The sequence below is a fragment of the Streptomyces sp. NPDC087428 genome (assembly GCF_044744085.1).
Taxonomy (GTDB): Bacteria; Actinomycetota; Actinomycetes; order Streptomycetales; family Streptomycetaceae; genus Streptomyces.
Window position 1 is genome coordinate 428,315 of record NZ_JBIUXR010000002.1, and the last position, 22,380, is coordinate 450,694.

18 protein-coding genes are annotated in these 22,380 nt (G+C 71.9%); 10 read left to right on the forward strand and 8 right to left on the reverse strand.

All coding sequences use genetic code 11. The annotated features are described in order from the left end of the window. Positions 1–2: 2 nt before the first annotated feature. Positions 3–5,060, forward strand: coding sequence for a tetratricopeptide repeat protein (locus ACIO3R_RS05675; RefSeq protein ID WP_402103605.1), 5,058 nt, complete (start codon positions 3–5; stop codon positions 5,058–5,060). A 3-nt stretch (positions 5,061–5,063) separates the two neighbouring features. Here ACIO3R_RS05675 and ACIO3R_RS05680 read toward each other — a convergent pair whose 3' ends face one another. Next, a complete protein-coding gene (locus ACIO3R_RS05680; protein WP_402103608.1) occupies positions 5,064–5,396 on the reverse strand; it encodes a hypothetical protein in 333 nt (110 codons plus the stop codon). Positions 5,397–5,545: 149 nt separating this feature from the next. Here ACIO3R_RS05680 and ACIO3R_RS05685 point away from each other — a divergent pair, with 149 nt between their 5' ends. Continuing rightward, positions 5,546–6,373 (forward strand): Scr1 family TA system antitoxin-like transcriptional regulator, encoded by an 828-nt coding sequence (locus ACIO3R_RS05685; RefSeq protein ID WP_385038268.1) that lies wholly within the window; start codon positions 5,546–5,548, stop codon positions 6,371–6,373. After that, positions 6,370–6,564, forward strand: coding sequence for a DUF397 domain-containing protein (locus ACIO3R_RS05690; protein ID WP_385038265.1), 195 nt, complete (start codon positions 6,370–6,372; stop codon positions 6,562–6,564). Before ACIO3R_RS05685 ends, ACIO3R_RS05690 begins: the two co-directional genes overlap by 4 nt. Before the next feature lie 92 nt (positions 6,565–6,656). Here the strand turns inward: ACIO3R_RS05690 and ACIO3R_RS05695 are convergent, their stop codons facing one another. From ACIO3R_RS05695 to ACIO3R_RS05715, 5 genes are all read right to left on the reverse strand, one after another. Continuing rightward, entirely contained in the window at positions 6,657–9,806 is a 3,150-nt protein-coding gene (locus tag ACIO3R_RS05695; RefSeq protein WP_402103611.1) for an efflux RND transporter permease subunit, read from the reverse strand. A gap of 165 nt (positions 9,807–9,971) precedes the next feature. Further along, on the reverse strand, positions 9,972–10,667 hold the full coding sequence (locus tag ACIO3R_RS05700) for a response regulator (RefSeq protein WP_402103614.1): 696 nt from the start codon (positions 10,665–10,667) through the stop codon (positions 9,972–9,974). Continuing rightward, a complete protein-coding gene (locus tag ACIO3R_RS05705; protein ID WP_385038257.1) occupies positions 10,664–11,926 on the reverse strand; it encodes a histidine kinase in 1,263 nt (420 codons plus the stop codon). Before ACIO3R_RS05705 ends, ACIO3R_RS05700 begins: the two co-directional genes overlap by 4 nt. Positions 11,927–12,088: 162 nt before the next feature. Further along, complete coding sequence (locus ACIO3R_RS05710) at positions 12,089–12,367, reverse strand: hypothetical protein (protein WP_385028444.1); 279 nt, start codon at positions 12,365–12,367, stop codon at positions 12,089–12,091. A 9-nt stretch (positions 12,368–12,376) separates the two neighbouring features. Then, positions 12,377–13,159 carry a PspA/IM30 family protein gene (locus tag ACIO3R_RS05715; RefSeq protein ID WP_363029459.1) on the reverse strand — a complete coding sequence of 261 codons (783 nt, stop codon included), beginning with the start codon at positions 13,157–13,159 and terminating at the stop codon, positions 12,377–12,379. 296 nt (positions 13,160–13,455) lie between these two features. Here ACIO3R_RS05715 and ACIO3R_RS05720 point away from each other — a divergent pair, with 296 nt between their 5' ends. The 3 genes from ACIO3R_RS05720 (at position 13,456) to ACIO3R_RS05730 (ending at position 16,116) form a co-directional block, all read left to right on the forward strand. Then, complete coding sequence (locus ACIO3R_RS05720; protein WP_385028441.1) at positions 13,456–14,055, forward strand: DUF3043 domain-containing protein; 600 nt, start codon at positions 13,456–13,458, stop codon at positions 14,053–14,055. A 134-nt stretch (positions 14,056–14,189) separates the two neighbouring features. Then, a complete protein-coding gene (locus ACIO3R_RS05725; protein WP_363029455.1) occupies positions 14,190–14,897 on the forward strand; it encodes a methyltransferase domain-containing protein in 708 nt (235 codons plus the stop codon). A 127-nt stretch (positions 14,898–15,024) separates the two neighbouring features. Then, positions 15,025–16,116 carry a S1C family serine protease gene (locus ACIO3R_RS05730; protein ID WP_385028437.1) on the forward strand — a complete coding sequence of 364 codons (1,092 nt, stop codon included), beginning with the start codon at positions 15,025–15,027 and terminating at the stop codon, positions 16,114–16,116. A gap of 94 nt (positions 16,117–16,210) precedes the next feature. Here the strand turns inward: ACIO3R_RS05730 and ACIO3R_RS05735 are convergent, their stop codons facing one another. Continuing rightward, the gene (locus ACIO3R_RS05735) at positions 16,211–16,420 is read right to left on the reverse strand and encodes a hypothetical protein (RefSeq protein WP_385033679.1); all 210 of its coding nucleotides are present in this window, start codon (positions 16,418–16,420) and stop codon (positions 16,211–16,213) included. Positions 16,421–16,548: 128 nt separating this feature from the next. Here ACIO3R_RS05735 and ACIO3R_RS05740 point away from each other — a divergent pair, with 128 nt between their 5' ends. The 4 genes from ACIO3R_RS05740 to ACIO3R_RS05755 all read left to right on the forward strand — a co-directional run bounded on the left by ACIO3R_RS05740 (position 16,549) and on the right by ACIO3R_RS05755 (position 21,670). Continuing rightward, positions 16,549–17,751 carry a bifunctional adenosylcobinamide kinase/adenosylcobinamide-phosphate guanylyltransferase gene (locus tag ACIO3R_RS05740; protein WP_385033682.1) on the forward strand — a complete coding sequence of 401 codons (1,203 nt, stop codon included), beginning with the start codon at positions 16,549–16,551 and terminating at the stop codon, positions 17,749–17,751. 152 nt (positions 17,752–17,903) lie between these two features. Next, positions 17,904–19,043, forward strand: a complete 1,140-nt coding sequence (gene cobT / locus ACIO3R_RS05745; protein WP_385033685.1) for a nicotinate-nucleotide--dimethylbenzimidazole phosphoribosyltransferase — start codon at positions 17,904–17,906, stop codon at positions 19,041–19,043. 93 nt (positions 19,044–19,136) lie between these two features. Beyond that, on the forward strand, positions 19,137–20,942 hold the full coding sequence (locus ACIO3R_RS05750; protein ID WP_385033688.1) for a phosphatidylglycerol lysyltransferase domain-containing protein: 1,806 nt from the start codon (positions 19,137–19,139) through the stop codon (positions 20,940–20,942). Next, complete coding sequence (locus tag ACIO3R_RS05755) at positions 20,939–21,670, forward strand: hypothetical protein (RefSeq protein ID WP_402103625.1); 732 nt, start codon at positions 20,939–20,941, stop codon at positions 21,668–21,670. Before ACIO3R_RS05750 ends, ACIO3R_RS05755 begins: the two co-directional genes overlap by 4 nt. Here the strand turns inward: ACIO3R_RS05755 and ACIO3R_RS05760 are convergent. Continuing rightward, positions 21,613–22,374: a hypothetical protein gene (locus ACIO3R_RS05760; protein ID WP_385033694.1), complete on the reverse strand. Its 762-nt coding sequence runs from the start codon at positions 22,372–22,374 to the stop codon at positions 21,613–21,615. The genes ACIO3R_RS05755 and ACIO3R_RS05760 overlap by 58 nt on opposite strands. Positions 22,375–22,380 lie beyond the last annotated feature (6 nt).

Sequence of the window (22,380 nt, forward strand, 5' to 3'; positions counted from 1 at the left end):
GTATGACGGGTGAGTCGAGCGGGGCGGGCGACGAGGGAAACGAGCCGGTGGGGACGGCGCTGTGCGTGGTGTGCGAGGAGTACGCCGACCGGCGGAGCTTTCCCCGGCTGACCGGGGCGGTGGCCCAGATGGAGGGGATCGCCGGACTGCTGGAGGGGCTGGGGATCGCGGCCCACGTGGTGGGCGGCGGGAACCCGTCCTGGACGGTCTTCGACGACTCCCTCACCGCCTGGAGCGAGGGGTGGCGGGAGACGGGGGCGGCGAAGCCCGCGGTCATCGTCTGGTCGGGGCACGGCGTCTTGGTCGACGACGAACTGCGCCTCGCGCTCTGCGACCTGGATCTCGACGTCGAGCAGGTGACGCGTGACGCACGCGCTCTCAGGCGGGGCGTCTCGGCCGAGACGCTGGTCAATGACGCGGTGGCGTCGGGCGCCGACCAGATCCTGGTGATCATCGACACCTGCCACGCGGGCGACGCGGTGGGCCGGGGCCTGGAGAAGACCCTGCGGCGCTGGGCGGCCGCCTCCACACCGCCCGGCCGGGCCAAGTGGTTCGGGATCATGGCGAGCTGCCGGCGCGCCGAGACGTCGGACGGCAGCGGCCCGCTGCTCACCGCGTTGGCACAGGTGCTGAGGGCGGGGCCCGCCACCTCCGAGTACCGCTCGGCGTGGAGCGCCCACAACGAGCTGGTCAGCGGCCCCGACCTGCTGGCCGCGCTCGGTGGGCGGTGGCACGGCGAGGGCCAGACACCGGTCTCCGCCGCCCTCGGCACCGGGCGGCCGGTCTTCCCGAACCCGCGCCATGTGCACAGGGCCCCCGCCCGGCTGGTGGAGCACCTGGTGCTCGCGGCGCGCGGGGTCGGCTACCGCGAGGAGGGCTGGTTCTTCACGGGCCGCAGGCAGGTGCTGGGCCGGATCGCCGCCTGGCTGGAGACGGACGCGGCCGGGCTCTTCCTGGTGACCGGCCCGGCGGGCTGCGGCAAGTCGGCCGTGCTGGGCCGGATCGCGACGCTCACCGATCCCGTACGGCGGGAGGAGACCGAGGCGCACGGGGGCCTGCGCGAGGACGACCCGGACCCGGGCCCGCGCCCCGGCCGCACCCTCGCCTCCGTGCATCTGCGGGGTCTGAGCCCGCTCCAGGCGGCCTCTGAGCTGGCCCGCCGGCTCGGCCTGCCGGAACCCCGCAACACCGACGACTTCCGGGGCGAGCTCCGTGAGTTGTCCCCGCGGCCGGTGCTGGTCCTCGACGGGCTGGACGAGGTACCGGCCGAGCACCTCCGCGCCATGACCGAGGAGCTGGTCTTCCCGCTGAGCCGTACGAGCCCGGTCCTGCTCGGCTCCCGCGACCGCGCGTTCCGCAGCCGCCTGGCGGAGGACGGGCGCGCGGACGAGACGCTGCCGGACGCCCTGGCCCGGCTGACCGGTGCGGAGGTCACCACGGCGGACCTGGAGCGGGAGCCGGACACGCGGGAGGACATCGCCGAGTACGTGTTCCGCCGGTGCGCGGCGGCCGGTGTCCCGGCGGGCCGGGCGCGGCAGGCGGGCGAGGCGGTCGCGGCCCGCGCCACGGACGTGGGCGGCGGGTTCCTCTTCGCGCGGCTGGTGACGGGCTCGCTGCTGGCGGCGGCGTCCGGTGGTGGTGCCGGGGACCAGTGGCTGTCCGGTCTGCCCGGCTCCATCGAGGCCGCGTTCGAGGGGGACATGCTGGCTGGGCCGGTACGGGTCCGGGCGGACGGCACCGAACTGCCGTCCGCCGCCCGGGACCTGCTGACCGCGCTGGCGTGGACGGTGGGGCGCGGGATGCCCGCCGGGGGCGTGTGGGAGGAAGTCGCCGGGGCGCTGAGTGGCGGTGCCGTGTCCTACGACGAGGGCGACGTGGACTGGCTGCTGTCCGCGTACGGCCGCTACATCGTCGAGGACGTGGAGAACGGGCAGGCGGTGTACCGGCTGTACCACCGCGAGTTCGTGTCGCACCTCGCGGGCCGGGCGGGGCCGGAGGGCGCCGCGGCCGGAGAGGTGGTGCTGGCAGCACTGATCGCGCACGTGGAGCGGCGAGCGATGGGCGGCGGCTGGCGGACGGTCGATCCGTACGTGGTGTGGGGGCTGCCCCTGCACGCGGCACGGGTGGGTGCGGCGGGGATCGGGGCGCTGCGAGGGTCCGCGGAACGGGTCGGACCGAGCGCGGCACCGGTACTGGCCCAGGCGTTGCAGTACTTCTCCGAGCGGCTCGCGGCGGAAGGCGATCTGGCCGGGGCGCCGGCCCCGGCGCGGGAGGCCGCCACCCTGTACAAGGCGCTGGAGCACGTCGTGCCCGGATCGTGCACGACGGCGCTGGTACGCGCGCTCGTCAATCTCGCCGACCGGTACGCCGCCGTCGGCGACCACCAAGGGGCGCTTGCTCCGGCGCGCGAAGCGGTGGCGCTCCGGCAGGGCATCGCCGGGGCGGACGCGGAGGCGTCCCTCCCCGACCTCGCGCTTGCCCTCGGCACTCTCGGCCGGCGCCTCCACGCCATCGGTGACCACGAGGAAGCACTCGCACTCGCCCGGGACACGGTCGCCATCTACCGGCAGCTCGCCGGACGGGCTCCCGCGGTCTTCCGCCCGCGTCTGGCCGCCGCGCTGACCGATCTGTCGGTGAGTCTGGGAGCCGTCGGAGAGCGCAGGGCCGCCGTGCCGTCGGCGCGGGAGGCCGTGGAGATCGGCACCGAGCTGGCCGCATCGCACCCCGAGGAGTTCTCGGCCGGCCTCGCCTCCGCCCTGATCATGCTGGCCGGCACTCTCAGGTCCGTCGGGAGCCACACGGAGGCGCTGCCGCACGCGGAACGGGCGGTCCAGGTCAGCCGCGGGGTGGCCGAAGGCCGTCCCGTCGTCCTGCGGTCCGCTCTGGCGGGCTCCCTGACCAATCTGTCCGTACACCGCGCGGACGTCGGTGACCTCGCGGGGTGCCTCGCGCCCGCGCGGGAGGCCGTGGAGATCTGCCGGGAACTCGACGCGCATCATCCGTCCGCCTTCAAGGGCCAGTTGGCGGGCGCCCTCCACAACCTGGCGGACCGGTTCTCCGACGCGGGGGACCACGAGCGCGCGCTCGCCCCTGCGCGGGAGGCCGCTCGGGTGCACGCCGAGCTCGCGCTGCGGCTGCCGGAGGCCTTCCAGCCGAATCTCGCCCGGTCCCTGTCCTCCCTGGCGACCAAGACGGCCGCCGCGGGAGACCCCTCGGCGGTGCTTTTCGCGCGGGAGGCCGTCCGTCTCCAGCGCGAACTGGCCGCGGACCGGGAGGCAGCGGCTCTCCCCGGCCTGGCCTCGATGCTCAACGACCTCGCCACGCTCCACGTCTCAGCGGGTGAGCCCGCGGCAGCCCTGCCCCACTCCGAGGAAGCGGCCGGCCTCTACCGGCGCCTGGCCGCCGAGGATCCCGGCGCGTTCCTCCCCGCGTTCGCGACCGTGCTCAGCAACCTCGGCAACCATCGCGCGGCCGTGGGCGATGTCTCGGGGGCGCTCGCGGCGGGCGTGGAAGCCGTTGCCCTGCGCCGCGCGCTCGCCGCGGAGCGGCCCGCCGCCTTCCGGCAGGAGCTGGCCACGTCACTGGCCGGCCTGGCCGGTCACCTGAACCAGGCGGGAGATCCGACGGCGGGACTGCACGCAGCGGAGGAAGCGGTCGCCCTTTACCGTGAGACCGCCGAACGTCAGCCGGCCGTCCGCGCCGCTCTGGCCGGCGCGCTCGGCACGCTGGCGCAGAGCCTCGCGGACACCGGCAGCGCGAAAGCGGCCCTGGTGCCGGCCAGGGAGGCCGTACGCCTCTTGCGCGAACCGGAAGACGCACCGGCCGAGGCCTTCCGCCGTCAGCTGGCCCTCGCCCTGCGGAACCTCAGCGAGCACCTGGCCCGGAACCAGGAGCACGAGGAGACCGTGGGCACGGCGCGGGAAGCGGTCGCCGCCTACCGGACCCTGGCCCTGGAGGACCCCGGTGCCTTCGGCACCCACCTGGTCTCCGCTCTCGCCGGCCTGGCCCAGGCACTCGTCCGCACCGACGATCGCGCGTCCGCGATCCGGCAATTCGACGAGGCCGTCGCGGAGTTCACCTCCGCCCACCCGGCGACCGCGCGGCGTCTCGGTGTCGAGCGGAGCGTTTTCCTGCTCGACTGTCCCGATCCCCAGGCCTCGGTCGGCGTACGCGAACTCGTGGCCTTCCTCGACGGGGAGTCCGCGCCGGACGGCGGCGCGGACACCGTGACCGTACGGGCCCGGCGGGCCCTTCGCGCCGTCAGCGACGCCGAGGCCGTACGCACGGCGTGGGAAGAGGCGACCCTCGCCCCCGCACCGGCCTGGCTCACCCTCTCGCCGGAGACTCTGACCCTCGTCAGTTCCTGGATGTTCGCGCCCAACTGGCCCGAGTCACGCGACTTCTGGTCCCGGAACGGCGAAGCGCTCAGCAGCGAGGAGACGGCGACCGCTCTCGAGGAACTGGCACTCCTGGACCCCGGGGCCGCGCTGCGGCATGCCGCGCTCCGCGAGGCCGTCCTCGCCCACGGCGTGACCGCCGCCTACGATCCGCTGATCCTCGCGGAGCTGGTGGCGGAGTGGGTGGACTGCGCCACCTGGGCGGAGTCGCGGGCGTTCCTCCAGGACCACCCCCGCATCCTGGGGGCCCAGCCGTCCGAGGCCACTCCGCTCGCCCACGTCGCCGTCCTCGATGTCGCCCGCACCGAAGGACTGGACGCCGCGTACCGCCTCGTCGAGGACCGTGACGCCCTCCAGGCCTACGTGGAACGCGCGTTGGCGGCCGGGGACGGCAACGCGCTGATGCACGCGGCGGCCGTGGAGGGGCAGGTCTTCGACGACAAGCTGTCCTCCCTCACCCACGCCCAGGCGGGCATGGTGCTCTCCGGAGCGGTCGAGGGCGTCGAGCCGGACGATCTGGCCACGCTCCTGCCCCGGGCACGCGAGGAGATCCGGGTCCGGCTGCTGAGGGAGATCTGCGCCCTCAGCGTCCGCCACGCCCACCCGTACGGGGAGACGTGGCTCCGGATCGTCCAGGCCCTCAGCGGAAGCGGGGCCGCCTGACGCTCACCGCCGGCCCGGTTCGTCCCGGCAGCCGGCGCCCTCACCGTTCGCCAGCCGCCCGCCCCGGCTCGCCGCGATCCGCAGGGTGTCCCCCAGCGACTCGGCGAGCCGGACGCCCGCGAACCGTAGCTCCTGCTCCCCCACCACGGTCTCCGCCAGCACCTCACGGGCCTCCTCGAGCACGTACTCGGCCGAGGCGATCAGGTCGGCCTCGATCTCGTCGGCCATCCGGGAGACGGGACCGCCGGGGCTCGCCGTGCTGAGCCAGCACGGCCCGCCCTGGTCGTTGGTCCACGGGAGCAGTCGCAGGGCCTGGCCCTTCGCATCGAACATCATGTCGATCGCCACCTTCGGAGAAGGCCCTCTGGTGCGCCGCACGAGAGGACGGTTACGGTGTGTGCCGCAATCGTCGCCCTGGGGAACCTCACGCCAACAGGGCGCCGCTGTCCCGTCCTTGGGAACGGGACGCACGAAAGGCACGCACCGTGACGTTCAAACCCCAGCCCCTGACCCCCTATCTGTCCGCCCGCCACTACTTCGGTTCCGAGCAGCGCCGCCACCGCGACCGGGCGGGTCTGTCGCTCGTGCAGCTCGCGGACATCGTGAACTCCAGCAAGAGCACGCTGGCCCGGATCGAGACGGCCGACCTGATGCCGCCACCGGACATCCCGAACCGGCTGGACATGGCCTTCGGGACGGACGACCACTTCCACGGGCTCTACGAGCTCGCCCGGCGCGAGATCCATCCCGACCAGTACCAGCGGTACATGGACTTCGAGTTCCGTGCCGAAGTGATAGAGCAGTACGGGGCGCAGGCGCTGCCGGGGCTGTTGCAGACCGAGGAGTACGCGCGCACGTTTCTCCGCTGCCAGGAGGACCTGAGTGCCGAACAGGTCGAGGAACGCGTCACCGCGCGCATGTCGCGGCAGGAACGGCAGCATTCGGAGAACGCGCCGTTCCGGTGGGCGATCATCGACGAGGCTGTACTGCGACGGCAGATGGGCAGTCGGGCCTGCATGCGTGAGCAACTGGCTTCGCTGCTGGAGCAGGTGGATACTCCGGACAGTAAAGTTCAGGTGATGCCGTTCGGCGCGGGACTCCACCCGCTGCTGGGTGGCGCGCTGACTCTGCTGGCCCTGCCCGACGGCACTTCGGTGGCGTACGAGGAGGGCATTCAGGCCGGTCATCTCTACGAGGATCCGGCCGCGGTGAAGAAGTGGCGGCGGCAGTACGAGGTACTGCGGGCCAACTCCCTCCCCCTGGCCGAGTCGGCGGAACTGATCCGGACCGCGATGGAGGGCTACCGACCATGACCCACTCCCCCGAGCTGAGCACCGCCCACTGGCGCAGCAGTAGCTACAGCAATTCCAATGGGGGCGAATGCGTCGAGATCAGCGACGACTTCCCCGGCATCGTCCCCGTACGCGACAGCAAGAACCCCACCGGCCCGGCGCTCGTCGTCCAGGCCGCGTCCTGGGGCGCGTTCGTCTCCTCGCTCAAGTAACGACGGCTCGGGCAGCACGCCGAAACCGGCCGGGAAGAAAACGAGAGGGCCCTGTCCCACGCACCCGCGTGGGACAGGGCCCTCTCGTCCGGTCAGGCCTGCGCGGGCTCGGTCTCCCGGACCTCGTCCGACTCGGTCTGAGCCGGCACGCCCGCCTTGGAGGCGCGCTTGTCGGCCTTCTTCTTCGCGCGGCGCTCCTTGCGGAGCTCCACCATCGCGTACAGCGTCGGCACCAGGAGCAGCGTCAGCAGCGTCGAGGTGACCAGACCGCCGATGACCACGACGGCCAGCGGCTGCGAGATGAAGCCGCCCTCGCCGGTGACGCCGAGCGCCATCGGGAGGAGGGCGAAGATGGTCGCCAGGGCCGTCATCAGGATCGGGCGCAGACGGTGGCGTCCACCCTCGACGACCGCCTCGACGATTCCCATGCCCTGCGTCCGGTACTGGTTGATCAGGTCGATCAGCACGATCGCGTTGGTCACCACGATGCCGATCAGCATCAGCATGCCGATCATCGCGGGGACCCCCATCGGGGTGCCGGTGATGATGAGCAGGCCGATCGCCCCGGTCGCCGCGAACGGGATGGAGACCAGCAGGATCAGCGGCTGGACGAGCGACCGGAAGGTCGCGACCAGCAGCATGAAGACGATCGCGATGGCCGCCAGCATGGCCAGGCCCAGCTTGACGAAGGCGTCGTTCTGGTCCTCGGAGACACCGCCGATGGTCGCGGTGGCGCCGTCCGGGAGGTCCAGGGCGTCGATCTTCTTCTGGAGCGAGGTGCCGACCGCGCCGGTGTTGTCACCGACGGGCTTGGCGGTGATCGTCGCGGCGCGCTGGCCGTCGATCCTGGTCATGGAGACCGGTCCGGGGACCAGCTTCACCTCGGCGATGGTGCCGAGCTTGACCGGGCCCATCGGGAGCTTCTTCAGCTCCTCCATCGTGGTGGCCGGGTGGGCGGACTTGATGACGACGTCGCGCTCGGTGTCGTCCATGATCGCCTTGCCGGACTGGGTGCCCTGCACCGCACCGGCGACGGCCGCGCCCAGGGTGGCCTGGCTGTAGCCGGCGTCGGCGGCCTTGGCGTTGGCCTTGACGGAGATCCGCGGGATGCTCTGCGCCAGGTCGCTCTGTACGTCGGTGACGTCCTTGAGCTTGGCCACCTCGGCCCGTACTTCCTCGGCGGCCTTGCGCAGGGTGTCCCCGTCGGCGGACTTGACCACGACGCTCAGGTCCTGGCTGCCGAAGCCGTCGCCCGCGGCGATGGTGGTGTCACCGATGCCGTCGAGCTTGCCCAGCGCCTCGTCGATGCGCTTCTCGGTGGCGTCGTAGTCCGCGGAGTCCTTGAGGGTGACCTGGTAGGAGGCCTGGTTGGCGCCGGTGCCGCCGCCGAAGGCCGCCATGAAGCCGGACGAACCGACGGTGACCTGGTACTCCTTGACGCCCTCGTCGCTGCCGAGGAGCTTCTCGACCTTCTTGGCCGCCTCGTCGGCGGCCGCCAGGCTGGTGCCCGGGGTGAGCTCCTGCTTGATGGACAGGACTTCCTGCTCGCCCTGGTCGAAGAAGTTGGTCTTGAGCAGCGGGACCATGCCGAAGGTGCCGAACAGCACGGCGACGGCGATGACGATGCTGGTGATGCGGCGCCGGGTCGCGAAGCGCAGCACCGGGACGTAGAGCCGCTGGAGCCTGCTGCGGGCTTCCTTCTCCTCGGCCTCACGGCGTGCCTTGTCCGGGTCCTCGGCGCTGCCCTTGGGGGCGCGCAGGAACCAGAAGGACAGGACGGGGACGACGGTCAGCGAGACCAGCAGGGATGCCAGCAGGGCCGCGGTGACGGTCAGGGAGAACGAGCCGAAGAGCTCGCCGACCATGCCGCCGACGAGACCGATCGGCAGGAAGACCGCGACCGTGGTGAGGGTCGAGGAGGTGACCGCGCCGGCCACTTCCTTCACCGCGGTGATGATCGCGGACTGGCGCTCCTCGCCGTAGCCGAGGTGACGCTTGATGTTCTCCAGTACGACGATCGAGTCGTCGACGACCCGGCCGATCGCGATGGTCAGCGCGCCCAGGGTGAGCATGTTGAGCGAGAGGTCACGGGTCCAGAGCACGATCAGCGCGAGGACCACGGAGAGCGGGATGGAGACCGCGGTGACCAGGGTCGAGCGGAGCGAGCCCAGGAAGACCAGGATCACGATGACCGCGAAGAGCAGGCCGAGCGCGCCCTCGGTGGTCAGGCCCGAGATCGCCTTGGAGACCGCGGGGCCCTGGTCGGACACGACGGTCAGCTCGGCGCCGGCGCCGAGGTCCTTGCGCAGGTCCGGGAGCTTGTCCTTGACCGCGTCCGAGATGGCGACGGCGCTGCCGTCCTTGTCCATCGTGGCCATGACGGCGAGGCTCGGCTTGCCGTTCGTACGGGTGAGGGAGACCGCGGTGGAGGGCTCCTGCTTCACCGTCGCGATGTCACCGACCCGGACCGGGTCGCCGGGCTTGCCCGTCGCCGGGTCCTGGCCGGTGACGCGGAGGTCCTCGATCTGCTTCAGGGAGGTGAAGGCGCCGCCGACCTGGACGGTGCGGCTCTTGCCGGACTCGGAGAAGGAACCCGCCGGGACGGTCGCGCCGCCCGCCTGGAGTGCCTGGGCGAGCGAGGTCGCGTTCAGACCGGCTTCGGCGAGCTTCTTGTCGTCGGGGGTGACGGAGATCTGGAGGTCACGCACACCGTCGACGGACACCTGGCCGACGCCGTCGATGCCCTCCAGCGCGGGGACGACGGTGCGGTCCAGCTGGTCGGCGAGCGCCTGCTGGTCCTTGCCGGAGGTGACCGCGAGGACGACGGTCGGGATGTCGTCCGTCGAACCGGCGATGACCTGCGGGTCCACATCGTCGGGCAGCTGGACGCGGGCGCGGTTCACCGCCTGCTGGATGTCGGCGACGAGCTGCTTGGTGCCCTCGTCGCCGAAGTCGAAGGACGCCATGATGACGGCGTTGCCCTCGCTGGCGGTGGAGGTGATTCCGGTGACGCCGTCGACGGACTTGATCGAGTTCTCTAGCGGTTCGACGACCTGCTTCTCGACCACATCGGGGGACGCTCCCTGGTAGGGGGCGAGCACCGACACCATCGGAAGTTCGATGGTGGGCAGCAGTTGCTGCTTGAGCTGCGGGATCGCAATCGCTCCGAATACGAGCGCGACGATCGAGATCAGCCCGATCAGGGCCCTTTGCGCGAGGCTGAATCTGGACAGCCAGGACATGGGTGAGGTCTCTCTTCTGTGGCTTACGCGGCAGGTGGGCGGGGTAACACGGGGACAGACCCGGCCCACTTATACGATCGCCCATCCCTGGGACCCAAAGCGTCAATCCCAGGTCGCTTTCTTATCCCGCGCATACCGCAGCTGGAGTACACCGCGTCTGCACCCTCACTCCACCCTGGGGCGGACAAGACCCGATTCGTAGGCTATTACCACCAATTGGGCCCGGTCGCGGGCGCCCAGCTTCGCCATCGCCCTGTTCACATGGGTCTTCACGGTGAGCGGGCTGACCACCAGGCGCTCGGCGATCTCGTCGTTGGAGAGCCCGCCCGCGACCAGGACCAGCACTTCGCGCTCCCGCGTGGTGAGGGCCGCGAGGCGCGCGGAGTACTCCGCGGCGCCCGGCCCCTCGCCGTCCGAACCGCCGCCCTGCGCGAGGAACGTGGCGATCAGCCCCTTGGTCGCGGCCGGGGAGAGCAGCGCCTCGCCTCCCGCGGCGACGCGGATGGCGCTGAGGAGCTCCTCCGGTTCCGCGCCCTTGCCCAGGAAGCCCGAGGCGCCGGCCCGCAGCGACTGCACCACGTACTCGTCCACCTCGAAGGTGGTGAGCATGACCACGTGCACGCCCACGAGATCCGGGTCGGCGCTGATCATCCGGGTCGCGGCGAGCCCGTCCGTACCGGGCATCCTGATGTCCATCAGCACCACGTCGGCGCCCGTCGAGCGGGCCAGCTCCACCGCCTGCGCGCCGTCCGCCGCCTCGCCGACCACCTGCATGTCGGGCTCCGAGTCGACCAGCACCCGGAACGCGCTGCGCAGCAGCGCCTGGTCGTCGGCGAGCAGGACCTTGATGGCCGGTGTCATGCGTTCTCCCCCGTCCGGCCCGCCACGTCCGGTTGCTCCGACTGCTGCGGGAGGGCCTTGACGGGCAGGATCGCATGGACGCGGAAACCGCCGCCGTAACGGGGTCCGGCGTTGAGGGTGCCGCCCAGGGCCGTGACCCGCTCCCGCATACCGAGCAGTCCGTGGCCGCCCCCGTCCTCGCCACCGCCCGGGTTCCCGCGGCCGTTGTCGAGCACCATGACCTCGGCCGTGGCCCCGACCCGTACGACACTCACCTCGGCCTTCGCGCCGGGGCCGGCGTGCTTGCGCACATTGGTCAGCGCCTCCTGGATCACCCGGTACGCGGCCAGGTCCACGGCGGCGGTCAGCGGCGGGCCGTCCCCGGTCGCGCAGGCCACCTCGACGGGCAGCCCGGCCCGCCGCACGGTCTTCACGAGCTCGTCCAGGACGGCGAGGCCGGGGGCGGGTTCGGTCGGCGCCTCCGGGTCGCCGGACTGGCGCAGCAGCCCGACGGTGGCCCGGAGTTCGTTGAGCGCGGAGCGGCTCGCCTCGCGGACGTGGGCGAGCGCCTGCTTGGCCTGGTCGGGGCGCTTGTCCATGACGTGGGCGGCGACCCCGGCCTGCACGTTGACCAGGGCGATGTGGTGGGCGACGACGTCGTGCAGATCACGGGCGATCCGCAGCCGTTCCTCGGCCACCCTCCGTCCGGCCTCCTCCTCACGCGTCCGTTCGGCCCGTTCGGCGCGCTCCCTGATGGCGTCGACGAACGCGCGCCGGGAACGCACCGCGTCGCCCGCGGCGCCCGCCATGCCCGTCCAGGCGAAGACGCCGAAGTTCTCCTGGCTGTACCAGGGCGCGGACCCGAAGAGCATCGCGGCGGCGGTGAGCGCGGCCATCGTGAGCAGCCCGACCCGCCAGGTGGTCGGCCGGTCGGTGCGGGCGGCGATGGTGTACAGCGCGATGACCACGCTCATCACCACCGGGGACGGCGGGTCCACCATCACCAGTTCGATGACCGTCAGCCCGCTGGTGACGACGAGCACGCACATCGGGCGGCGGCGGCGCCACACCAGGGCGAGGGCGCCGAGCACCATCAGGAGCACGCTGCTCGGGGCCGGTGTGCGGGTGCCGAAGGTGGGTCCGCTGTGCGAGCCGGGAGCGGCGAAGGATCCGACGATCATGGAGGCGAGCACGGCCAGGGCGAGTGCTCCGTCCAGCGCGAGCGGATGGTCGCGCAGCCAGTGCCGGACGCGCAGAACGCCGGTTCCGAGGGTGGTCACGTCAAGCTACGTTACGGCGTGTCGCGCGGGAATCGGTCCGGCCCGCGGCGAGCGGACCCAGCAGGGTGGGACGGGGCGCCCCGCCGCACGCACCGACGGTGCCCCGCGTCCGGTGGACCGGACGCGGGGCACCGTCGGTGCGGGTGCTGGAGCTGCCGGTCGTCAGCCGGGAATCAGACCGTCGTCGCTGAGCATGGCACGCACCTCTTCGAGGGTTGCCTCGGGCGACGGCAGGATCAGCTCGGACGGCTCCAAGGAGTCGTCCGGCCATGGTGTGCCGAGTTCGCGCACCCTGGCGAGGAGCGCGTGGAGGGTCGAGCGGAAGCCGGGGCCGTCGCCGCTCTCCATTTCGGCGAGCAGTTCGTTGTCGAGCTCGTCGAGCTCGGCGAGATGACTGTCGGCCAGGTCTACCTGGCCCTCCCCCATGATCCGTACGATCATGACGCTGCCTTAATTCTTGTCGAACTTGTTCGGGGACTGGGACTGCTGCTGCTGAGCGGCATCCTGCGGACCGCCCTCGATGGCCTGCTGCGAGGTGGAGCCGCCGGCCAGTTCGGCCTTCATGCGCTGCAGCTCCAGCTCTACATCCGTACCACCGGAGATCCGGTCCAGCTCGGCGGTGAGGTCGTCCTTCGCCGTGCCGGTCGGGTCGTCCAGGGCGCCGGAGGCGAGCAGCTCGTCGATCGCGCCGGCGCGCGCCTGGAGCTGCTGGGTCTTGTCCTCGGCCCGCTGGATCGCAAGGCCGACATCGCCCATCTCCTCGGAGATGCCCGAGAAGGCCTCCCCGATCCGGGTCTGCGCCTGTGCCGCTGTGTAGGTGGCCTTGATCGTCTCCTTCTTGGTACGGAAGGCGTCGACCTTGGCCTGCAGCCGCTGGGCCGCCAGAGTGAGTTTCTCCTCCTCGCCCTGCAGCGTGGTGTGCTGCGTCTCCAGGTCGGTGACCTGCTGCTGGAGGGCGGCTCGGCGCGACAGCGCCTCGCGGGCCAGGTCCTCGCGACCGAGCGCGAGTGCCTTGCGGCCCTGGTCCTCCAGCTTTGAGGTCTGGCCCTGCAGCTGGTTCAGCTGCAGCTCCAGACGCTTGCGCGACGTCGCCACATCGGCGACACCGCGGCGCACCTTCTGAAGCAGCTCCAGCTGCTTCTGGTACGAGTAATCGAGGGTCTCGCGCGGGTCCTCGGCCCTGTCAAGGGCCTTGTTTGCCTTCGCGCGGAAGATCATCCCCATACGCTTCATGACACCGCTCATGGGCTTCGCGCGCCCCCTTCTGACTTAACTGGGCTCCAGCACTCCAACAGAACCCACAGTACGGGCCCTGTCTCTATTACCGCACTGTTCGAGCAAGGATGTGGTCCTCCCCAAGGACGACTGGCACCGCTCGGCACTCCGGCCCAGGGAGTAGGTGAGGGTCAGGGAAACCGTCGACAACGCCCGTATCGTCCCGCTCGCACACTCATGGGGACGCAGGCCGTTGCCGGATCGTTCCCGGCCGGTCCGGGGTCGCCGCGATCGACCCCGTACCCTTGGGCCTTGTGTTCCGTAGCCGCTCCAAGGAAGAGAAGGCCCCCACCGGCAAGGTGACGGCGGACCTCTCCAAGACGCCCCGCGACCCGCAGGCCCCCAAAGGTCGCCCCACCCCCAAGCGCAGCGATGCCCAAACGCAGCGCCGTCGTGCCTCCAGTGGAGCGCCGACCGACCGCAAGGAGGCCATGAAGCGCCAGCGCGAGGCGCGCCGCGTGGACATGGCAAAACAGCGCGAGGCGCTCGCCAGTGGTGACGAGCGCTATCTGCCGGCCCGTGACAAGGGCCCGGTGCGGCGCTTCGTCCGTGACTTCGTGGACTCGCGCTTCTGCATCGCGGAGTACTTCCTGCCGCTCGCCGTGGTCATCCTGATCCTCAGCGTGATCCAGGTGCAGGGCATCCAGAACATCTCGCTGCTGCTCTGGCTCGGCGTCATCGTGCTGATCGTCGTCGACTCGATCGGGCTCACGTTCCGGCTGCGCAAGCAGCTGAACGAGCGGTTCCCGGACAAGCCCAAGCGCGGCGCGGTCGCCTACGGCCTGATGCGCACGCTCCAGATGCGACGGCTGCGGCTGCCCAAGCCGCAGGTCAAGCGCGGAGAGCGGCCCTGAGTACGGATCTCCTCGGCTCGGCCGGCGGTCCGTCCGCCGGTCGGCCGGGTGATGCCGGATCCGGTTTCGCCGGAGCCTCCTCGGCGTGGCTGGACGGGCTCGGCGGACTGCGCAACACCGTCCGCCAGGAGCTCGTGGCCCGGCAGCTGGACGAGCAGATCGCGGCACGCTTCCCGGTCGGGCAGCGGCTGCGGGTCCTGGACGTCGGCACGGGCCAGGGCACCCAGGCCCTGCGCCTGGCACGGGCCGGTCACACCGTGACCGGGCTGGAGTCCGACGCGGACATGCTGCGGGCCGCCCGTGAGGCGCTCGCCGGCGAGCCCGCGGGAATCCGTGAGCGGGTCCGGCTCATCGAGGGCAACGGCCAGGACACCGGGGTGCACTTCCTGCCCGGCAGCTTCGACGTGGTGCTGTGCCACGGCGTGCTGATGTATGTCCAGGCACCCGACGCCATGGTGGCGGGACTGGCCCGGATGCTCGCGCCGGGCGGCCTGCTGTCACTCCTCGTACGGAACGCGGACGCGCTCGCGATGCGGGCCGGGACCGCCGGGGACTGGGACGCGGCACTGGCCGCGTTCGACACGGACCGGTACACCAACCGGCTCGGGCTCTCCGTACGCGCGGACCGGCTCGACGCCCTCACCGCCACGCTCGCCGGGATCGCGGCGCCACTGCACGCCTGGTACGGGGTGCGCGTCTTCACGGACAACGTGAGCAACGACGTGGAACTGCCCGCCGCGGCGGAGCTGGAACGGGTGCTGGCGGCGGAGGACCGGGCCGGCCGGACGGATCCCTACCGCGGGGTGGCGGCACTGCTGCACCTGTGCGGAGTGCGGGGCTGACCGTTACGGGGTGGGTTCGCCGGGTCGTCCGGCGGCCGCTCCGCCCCCGATCGCCGGGCGGGCCCGGTCCTGCTCGGGCGGGTGCGCTCAACAGGCCACCCATGGGGTTGAAAGCCATAATCCGGACATGGATTCCTCTCACTCCCGCAGCCGTGTGCGCCGGCTGCTGCTGCCTCTGACCGCAGGTGTCTGTGCGATCGCGCTGGTCAGCGGTTGCTCCGACTCGAACTCGAACTCCTCCGGGCCGGACGCGACAGAGTCCGGAACGGTCCAGCAGGGCTCGGCCTCCAAGGCCACCGGCGACCTGCAGGCCGAATACCAGACCGTCATCGAGAACGTGCTCCCGTCCGTGGTGCAGATCGACGCGTCGGACAGCCTGGGCTCCGGCATCGTCTACGACACCAAGGGCCATATCGTCACCAACGCCCATGTCGTCGGCAAGGAGAAGACCTTCAAGGTCAGCTCGGCCACCGGCGAGAAGGTGCTGAGCGCCTCGCTGGTCGCCGCCTATCCCGAACAGGACCTGGCCGTCATCAAGCTCGACAAGGTGCCCAAGGGGCTGAAGGCGGCGAAGTTCGGCGACTCGGAGAAGGTCGCGGTGGGGCAGATCGTGCTGGCGATGGGTTCGCCGCTCGGCCTGTCCAGCAGCGTCACCCAGGGCATCGTCTCCGCGCTCGGCCGGACCGTGAGCGAGAGCAGCGCGGGCGGCGGCACCGGGGCCACCATCCCGAACATGGTGCAGACCTCCGCGGCGATCAACCCGGGCAACAGCGGCGGCGCGCTGGTGAACCTGAACAGCGAGGTCATCGGTATCCCGACGCTGGCGGCGACGGACCCGCAGATGGGCGGCAGCGCCGCGCCGGGGATCGGATTCGCCATCCCGGTCTCGATGGTGAAGACGGTCGCGGACCAGATCATCAAGAACGGCAAGGTCACCGACTCGGGCCGGGCGGGGCTGAACATCACCGGCCGTACGGTCGTCGACAACAGCTACAAGCCGGCCGGGGTCGCACTCGTCAGCGTGTCGAAGGGCGGCGCGGCCGACAAGGCCGGTCTGCGGGCCGGCGACATCATCACCAAGCTCGGTGACATGCCGGTCACCACGATCACGTCCCTGTCCGAGGCACTGGCCGCCGACAAGCCGGGCCAGAAGGTCACCGTGACGTATCTGCGCAACGAGGCGGAGAAGACCGCACAGGTCACCCTGGGCGAGATCTGAGAGCAGACGGCACAGAGGGAACGGACGTGTGAACGCGCGAGCGCCGGGCGGGCCCCCTCGGGTCCGCCCGGCGCTCGTACGGCGCTCGTACGGGTCAGCTCTGGTCGGCCTGGAGGCTCATCGGGCCGTAGATCTTCGTCGCGTCCTCGAAGAGCGTCACCTGGGCCGCCCCGCCGTCGAGGAGTTCCTTCCAGTACTCACCGATCCAGGACTCCGCGTCGCCCTGCGTCGTGAATTCCTCCGGCTGAAGGGCCGGCTCCGTCTCCGTACCGTCGGACTTCTCGAACCGCCACGTCCACGCCATGTCCGCCTCCTGGGTCACTTTGTTCCGTCCCGCAGCCTAGTGCTTCGGACCAGCACGGGAAGGGGCCCGCGCACGCCCCCCACCCCCCACGTCGCGCACCCGGTGCGGGTACGCGGGAGGATCGGTTCGTGGAACTCACTCTGCTCGGCACCGGAGCCCCCGACGGGCTGCCGCGGCCCGAATGCCCCTGCGCCGCCTGCGCCGCCGCCCGGGGGGCGCACAGCCGGGCCGCGACCGCTCTGCTGGTCGACGACGCGCTGCTGCTCGATCTCACCCCCGGGGCCGTGTTCGCCGCCGCCCGCGCGGGCCATTCGCTCACCGGCGTACGCCAGGTGCTGCTCACCCATCCGCACGACGGGCCCGCCGTGGAGCTGCCCGCCGGACTGCCGCCCGCGGGCCGGGTGCCGGACGGGCGGGTGCTGACGCTGATCAGCGGACACCGGGTGCGGGCGGTGCCGATGGACGCGCCGGGGACCGGGTACGAGGTGACGGCGCCGGAGGGCGAGCGGCTGCTCTACCTGCCCCCGGGAGGCGCCCCGGCCGGTCTCGCCGACCGGATGGCGGAGCCGTACGACATGGTGGTCGGCGATGTCGTGGGCCGGCCGGACGCGGTGGCCCGGCTGCGGGCCGTCGACGCGATCGGGCCGGCCACCGAGGTGATCGCCGTCCATCTGGACCATGACGCGCCCCCCGGCCCCGAGCTCGGACGCCGGCTCGCGGCGGCCGGGGCGCGGGCCGTGCCGGACGGGACGACACTGACGGTCGGCGGGTACCACGCGTCGCCGGACGTGCCCCGGCGCACGCTGATCACCGGCGGCGCGCGGTCCGGCAAGTCGGTCGAGGCCGAACGGCGGCTGGAGACGTATCCGGAGGTCGTGTACGTGGCGACCGGCGGCAGCCGCGACGGCGACGCGGAGTGGGCGGCCCGGATCGGGCTGCACCGGGAGCGCAGACCGGCGGCCTGGCGCACCGAGGAGACCTGCGACCTGGCGGCGCTGCTGGCCTCTGACGGGCCCCCGCTGCTGATCGACTGCCTGTCGCTCTGGCTGACGGACGCGATGGACCGGGTGGACGCCTGGGACGACGCGGCGTGGGCGGGCGGCGGGCGGAGCGTGCTGCGGAAGCGGACGGCGGAACTCGTGGCCGCTGTCCGCGGGACGCGGCGGACCGTCGTCATGGTGACCAACGAGACCGGCTCCGGCGTGGTGCCCGCGACGGCGGCGGGGCGGCGGTTCAGGGACGAGCTGGGCCGGCTGAACGCCTCGGTGGCCGCCGAGTGCGAGCAGGTGCTGCTGGTGGTGGCCGGGCAGTCGCTGCCCCTGCGCGGCTGACGGGCCGTCGGGCGGCCTCGCACCCGGCGGGGCCCGGAAATCGCGGCAGGTACTGTTCCGCAGTGGGAGGTTGCGAGGTCACCCGGCAACCTCCGAGCCCGCCGCCGGGCTCCCCGGCCCACACGACGTATCGACCCGCGAGGCAGACCCCCGTGAATCTGGACGACTTCTCCGACCTGATCGAACGCCCCGACGGGGGTGTACGGCGAGACGCCGAGGAGCGCCGGGAGCGCTTCATGGTGCCCCCGGGCGCCCTCGGCCGCCTCGACGAGCTGGGCGAATGGCTCTCGGCCGCCCAGCAGGCCGTGCCGGTCAAGCCGATCGACCAGCCGCGTGTGGTGCTGTTCGCCGGTGACCACGGGGTGGCCGCGCTGGATGTCTCCGGGCGTGCGGCCGGCAGCGCGCACGAGCTGGTGCGGGCCACGCTGGAGGGCGCGACGCCGCTCGCCGTGCTGGCCCGCCGGTTCTCCGTACCGGTACGGATCGTCGACGCCGGCCTGGACTGCGACCCCGAGCTGCTGCCGGAGCAGGTGGTACGGACCCGGGTGCGGCGCGGCAGCGGCCGGATCGACATCGAGGACGCGCTGACGGCCGAGGAGGCCGAGCGGGCGGTGCGCCTCGGCATGGCGATCGCCGACGAGGAGGCCGACTCGGGCACGGACCTGGTGGTGCTCGGCGATCTGAGCGTCGGCGGCACGACGGCCGCGGCCACCCTGATCGCGGCGCTGTGCGGCACCGACGCCTCCGTGGTCACCGGGCGCGGTGGCGCGGGCATCGACGACCTGGCCTGGATGCGCAAGTGCGCGGCGGTCCGGGACGCGTTGCGCCGGGCCCGGCCGGTCCTGGGCGACCAGCTGGAGCTGCTGGCCACGGTCGGCGGCGCCGATCTGGCGGCGATGACCGGCTTCCTGTTGCAGTCCGCGGTGCGCCGGCTCCCGGTGATCCTGGACGGTGTGGTCTCCGCGGCCTGTGCGCTGGTCGGCCAGCGGGCCGCGTTCCGGGCGCCGGACTGGTGGCTGGCGGGTCAGCTGAGCGGTGAACCGGCGCAGGCGAAGGCGCTGGACCGGATGGCACTCAACCCGTTGCTCGACCACGGCGTCATCGTCGGAGAAGGAAGCGGGGCATTGCTCGCACTTCCGTTCGTACAGGCCGCGGCCGCACTGGCGGCGGAACTGCCCGAGCGCGCACCGGCCGCCGACGAGGACGAGAAGGAAGAGACGGAAGGCGGGGACGACGGCGAGGAGCCGGCCGGCGGCGAAGGGGTCAACGGAGGCGAACCGGCCGGGGACTGACGAGAAGCAGCCGGCCGGATCGAGCTGCGGTCGCCGGACACCGACCGCGAAGCGGCCCCTTATGAAGTGCGATGCCCCATATGATCGCTTTTCATGGGAGAGGTCAGATTGGCCAGCGAGGAATCCGGGCGGGGCGCCGTCCAGCCACAGAGCACCGTCCGGTCGCAACGCAGCGCCGCCTTCGCCATCTGGTACCTGCGCGTCGTGTCGTTCATCAACTTCCTGAGCGCCGCCTGGGTCACCTTCGGCCAGGATCTGCGACGCCACAACACCGAGAACTACTTCACGCCCTACCTGCTCACCGCGGGCTTCTCCTCCGGGGTGGTCGCGCTCTTCCTCGCGGTCACCATGCGTCGGCGCAAACGGGCCGCGTGGATCATCAACATGGTGCTGAGCGGGCTCACGCTGCTGCTCTTCGCCGCCGTGATCGGCTTCCCGGAGATCCGCCGGTACCCGCAGAACTGGATCTCACTGTTCCTCACCGCCTCCTTCGTCCTCGCCCTCGCCCTCGGCCGGCGCGAGTTCTACGCGAAGGGGGACCGGTCCAACCCGAAGCTGGCCGCACTGGTGGCGGTCGTCGGACTGCTGATCACCTCACTGATCGCCGCGGCTCTGGTCACGGCCACCAACACCGCTCACCACGAGTCCCGTTCGACGTTCCTGGACCGCTGGCGCTACGGCGCGCTGCGGCTGGTGTCCGTCGCCGACAACGACGCGCGGTTCCCGGGCATCACCACGCCCGGCTGGGTCAACGTCCTGATCAACGTCATGTCCACGCTGCTGCTGATCGCCGTCGTGTACGCGGCCTTCCGCTCCCGCCGGGCGGTCGACCCGATCAGCCCGCAGGACGAGGAGGCGCTGCGCGTCCTGCTCGACAAGCACGGCGAGCGGGACTCCCTGGGGTACTTCGCGCTGCGCCGAGAGAAGAGCGTCATCTGGTCACCGACCGGGAAGGCCGCCGTCACCTACCGGGTGGTCGGCGGGGTCTCGCTGGCCTCCGGCGATCCGATCGGCGACCCGGAGGCCTGGCCGGGGGCCATCGGCCCCTGGCTGGCCGAGGCCCGCGAGCACGGCTGGACCCCTGCGGCGATGGGGGTGAGCGAGGAGGGCGGCACCGTGTACGCCCGGTACGGACTCGACGCCCTGGAGCTCGGGGACGAAGCGATCGTGGAGACCGCCGAGTTCACGTTGGAGGGACGGGCGATGCGCACCGTCCGCCAGGCGTACAACCGGGTCAAGCGGGCCGGGTACGACGTGACGGTCCGCCGTCACGAGGAGATCCCCGAGGCCGAGATGGCCGAACTGGTGCGCAGGGCCGACGACTGGCGCGACGGGGCGACCGAGCGCGGCTTCTCGATGGCGCTGGGGCGGCTCGGCGACCCGGCCGACGGCCAGTGCGTGATGCTCGAATGCCGTGACGCGGCCCCCGCCGACGACGGCGGTCCCGGCGAACTGCGTGCCCTGCTGAGCTTCGTCCCCTGGGGGCCGAACGGGCTCTCGCTCGACCTGATGCGTCGTGACCGGGACGCCGAGAACGGCCTGATGGAGTTCATGGTCATCGAACTCCTGCAACGGGCCGAGAAGATCGGCATCACCCAGGTCTCGCTGAACTTCGCGATGTTCCGCTCGGTCTTCGAACGGGGATCGCGGCTCGGCGCCGGACCGGTGCTCAGGCTGTGGCGGTCGCTGCTCAGCTTCTTCTCGCGCTGGTGGCAGATCGAGTCGCTCTACCGCGCCAACGCCAAGTACCGGCCGATCTGGGAACCGCGCTTCATGCTCTTCGAGAAGAGCTCCGACCTGCTGCGCATCGGCATCGCGGCGGGGCGCGCCGAAGGGTTCCTGGAGGCGCCCGGCCTGCCCAAGTGGCTGCACCGCTCGCACCTCGGACCGCGTGGATGAGACCGGTACACGCCCTCGGCCGGGCGGCCCGCCGGGAGTGGGGTTCGCTGTGGGCGACCGTACGGACGGCGCTCGTGGCCGACCGGCTGCGGGCCGTCCCGATGACGCTGGCCGCGGTCGGTCTGACCGCGCTGCTCCAGGTGGTCCAGAACCGGCCCTGGGGCTTCGGCCCGGTACAGACGCTCGGTTCGGTGCGGGCCGAGGATCCGCTCTGGGTGGCCCTGCTGCGTACCCCGCTGTCACTGTTCGTCCCCGCACTGGACCTGCCGGTGTGGGGTGCGCTCGCGCAGTTGCTGCTGGTGTTCGGGATCGCCGAGATCTGCCTGGGCCGGTGGCGGACGCTGCTGATCGCGTACGTCGCGACCCTGGCCGGGACGCTGTACGCGCGGATCGGCGTCGCGGTCGGCCCCGACGGGTTCCTCGGGCTGCCCGCGTCGGACTCCCTGGTCGTCGACACCGGCCCCTCGGCCGCCGTGGTCGCCCTGGCCGTCTACCTCTGCTACGTCCACCGGGCCTGGGTCACCGGGGCGGTGGTGATCGCGGCGATGGTGGGCGAGGTGGTGGTCAAGGACAACCTGGCGGGCAAGGAGCACCTGATGGCCATCGCGGCGGCCCTCGTGCTGTGCGCGGTCTCGGCCCGCCACGACCGGCGCAGGCTGCGCCGCCGCCGTCAGGGTTTGGGCGTGGGAGTCGGAACCCGGTCCGGTGCGCCGCCGATCAAGTCCTGAAACCTGCGGCGCGGTCCGGCCCAGCGGACGTCGTGGTGGTAGGCGCGCAGCACCGAGCGGGAGCGGGCCCGGTGCCGGTTGCGGTAGAACCGCTTCGCCCACCACGAGGCGGGCCGGGCCAGCCGGACCGCCCCGAACAGGGCGACGAACGGGACCAGGGTGCCGACCACCGCCATCCGCGCCTTGCCCTTGAACAGGGAGATCAGCACGAAGCAGAAGTTGATGACGAGCGAGAGGACGACGCCGAGCCGGCCCTGCTGCTCGTCGTCGCTCAGCTCGTTCACGCCGAGCGGGGAGAACCCGCCGAGCACGAGCAGCACCAGGGCCGCGGTGAGGACCACGACCTCCACGCTCTGGCGGCCCTGCTCGGTCCAGTACACGTCGTCCAGATGCAGGATCAGCGCGAACTCGTCCAGCACCAGCCCCGCGCCCATGCCGAAGACCACCGCGAAGACCCCGGCCGTGACACCGTGCCGCCCGCTGGCGACCGCGCCGAAGCCGCCGACGACGCTCAGCACCACCCCGGGCACCACATGGTGGACGTGGACCCCGCCGGGGGTGAAGTTGCGGAACGGCCCCTTCCCGGCCCGGATCATCCGGGTGATGACCCGGGTGATCGCGAAGGTCAGCACGAAGGACGCCAGCGCCAGCAGCAGGGGCAGCTTCCCCGGCTCGACGATGTTCTGATCGAACCAGTGACCCATGCCACC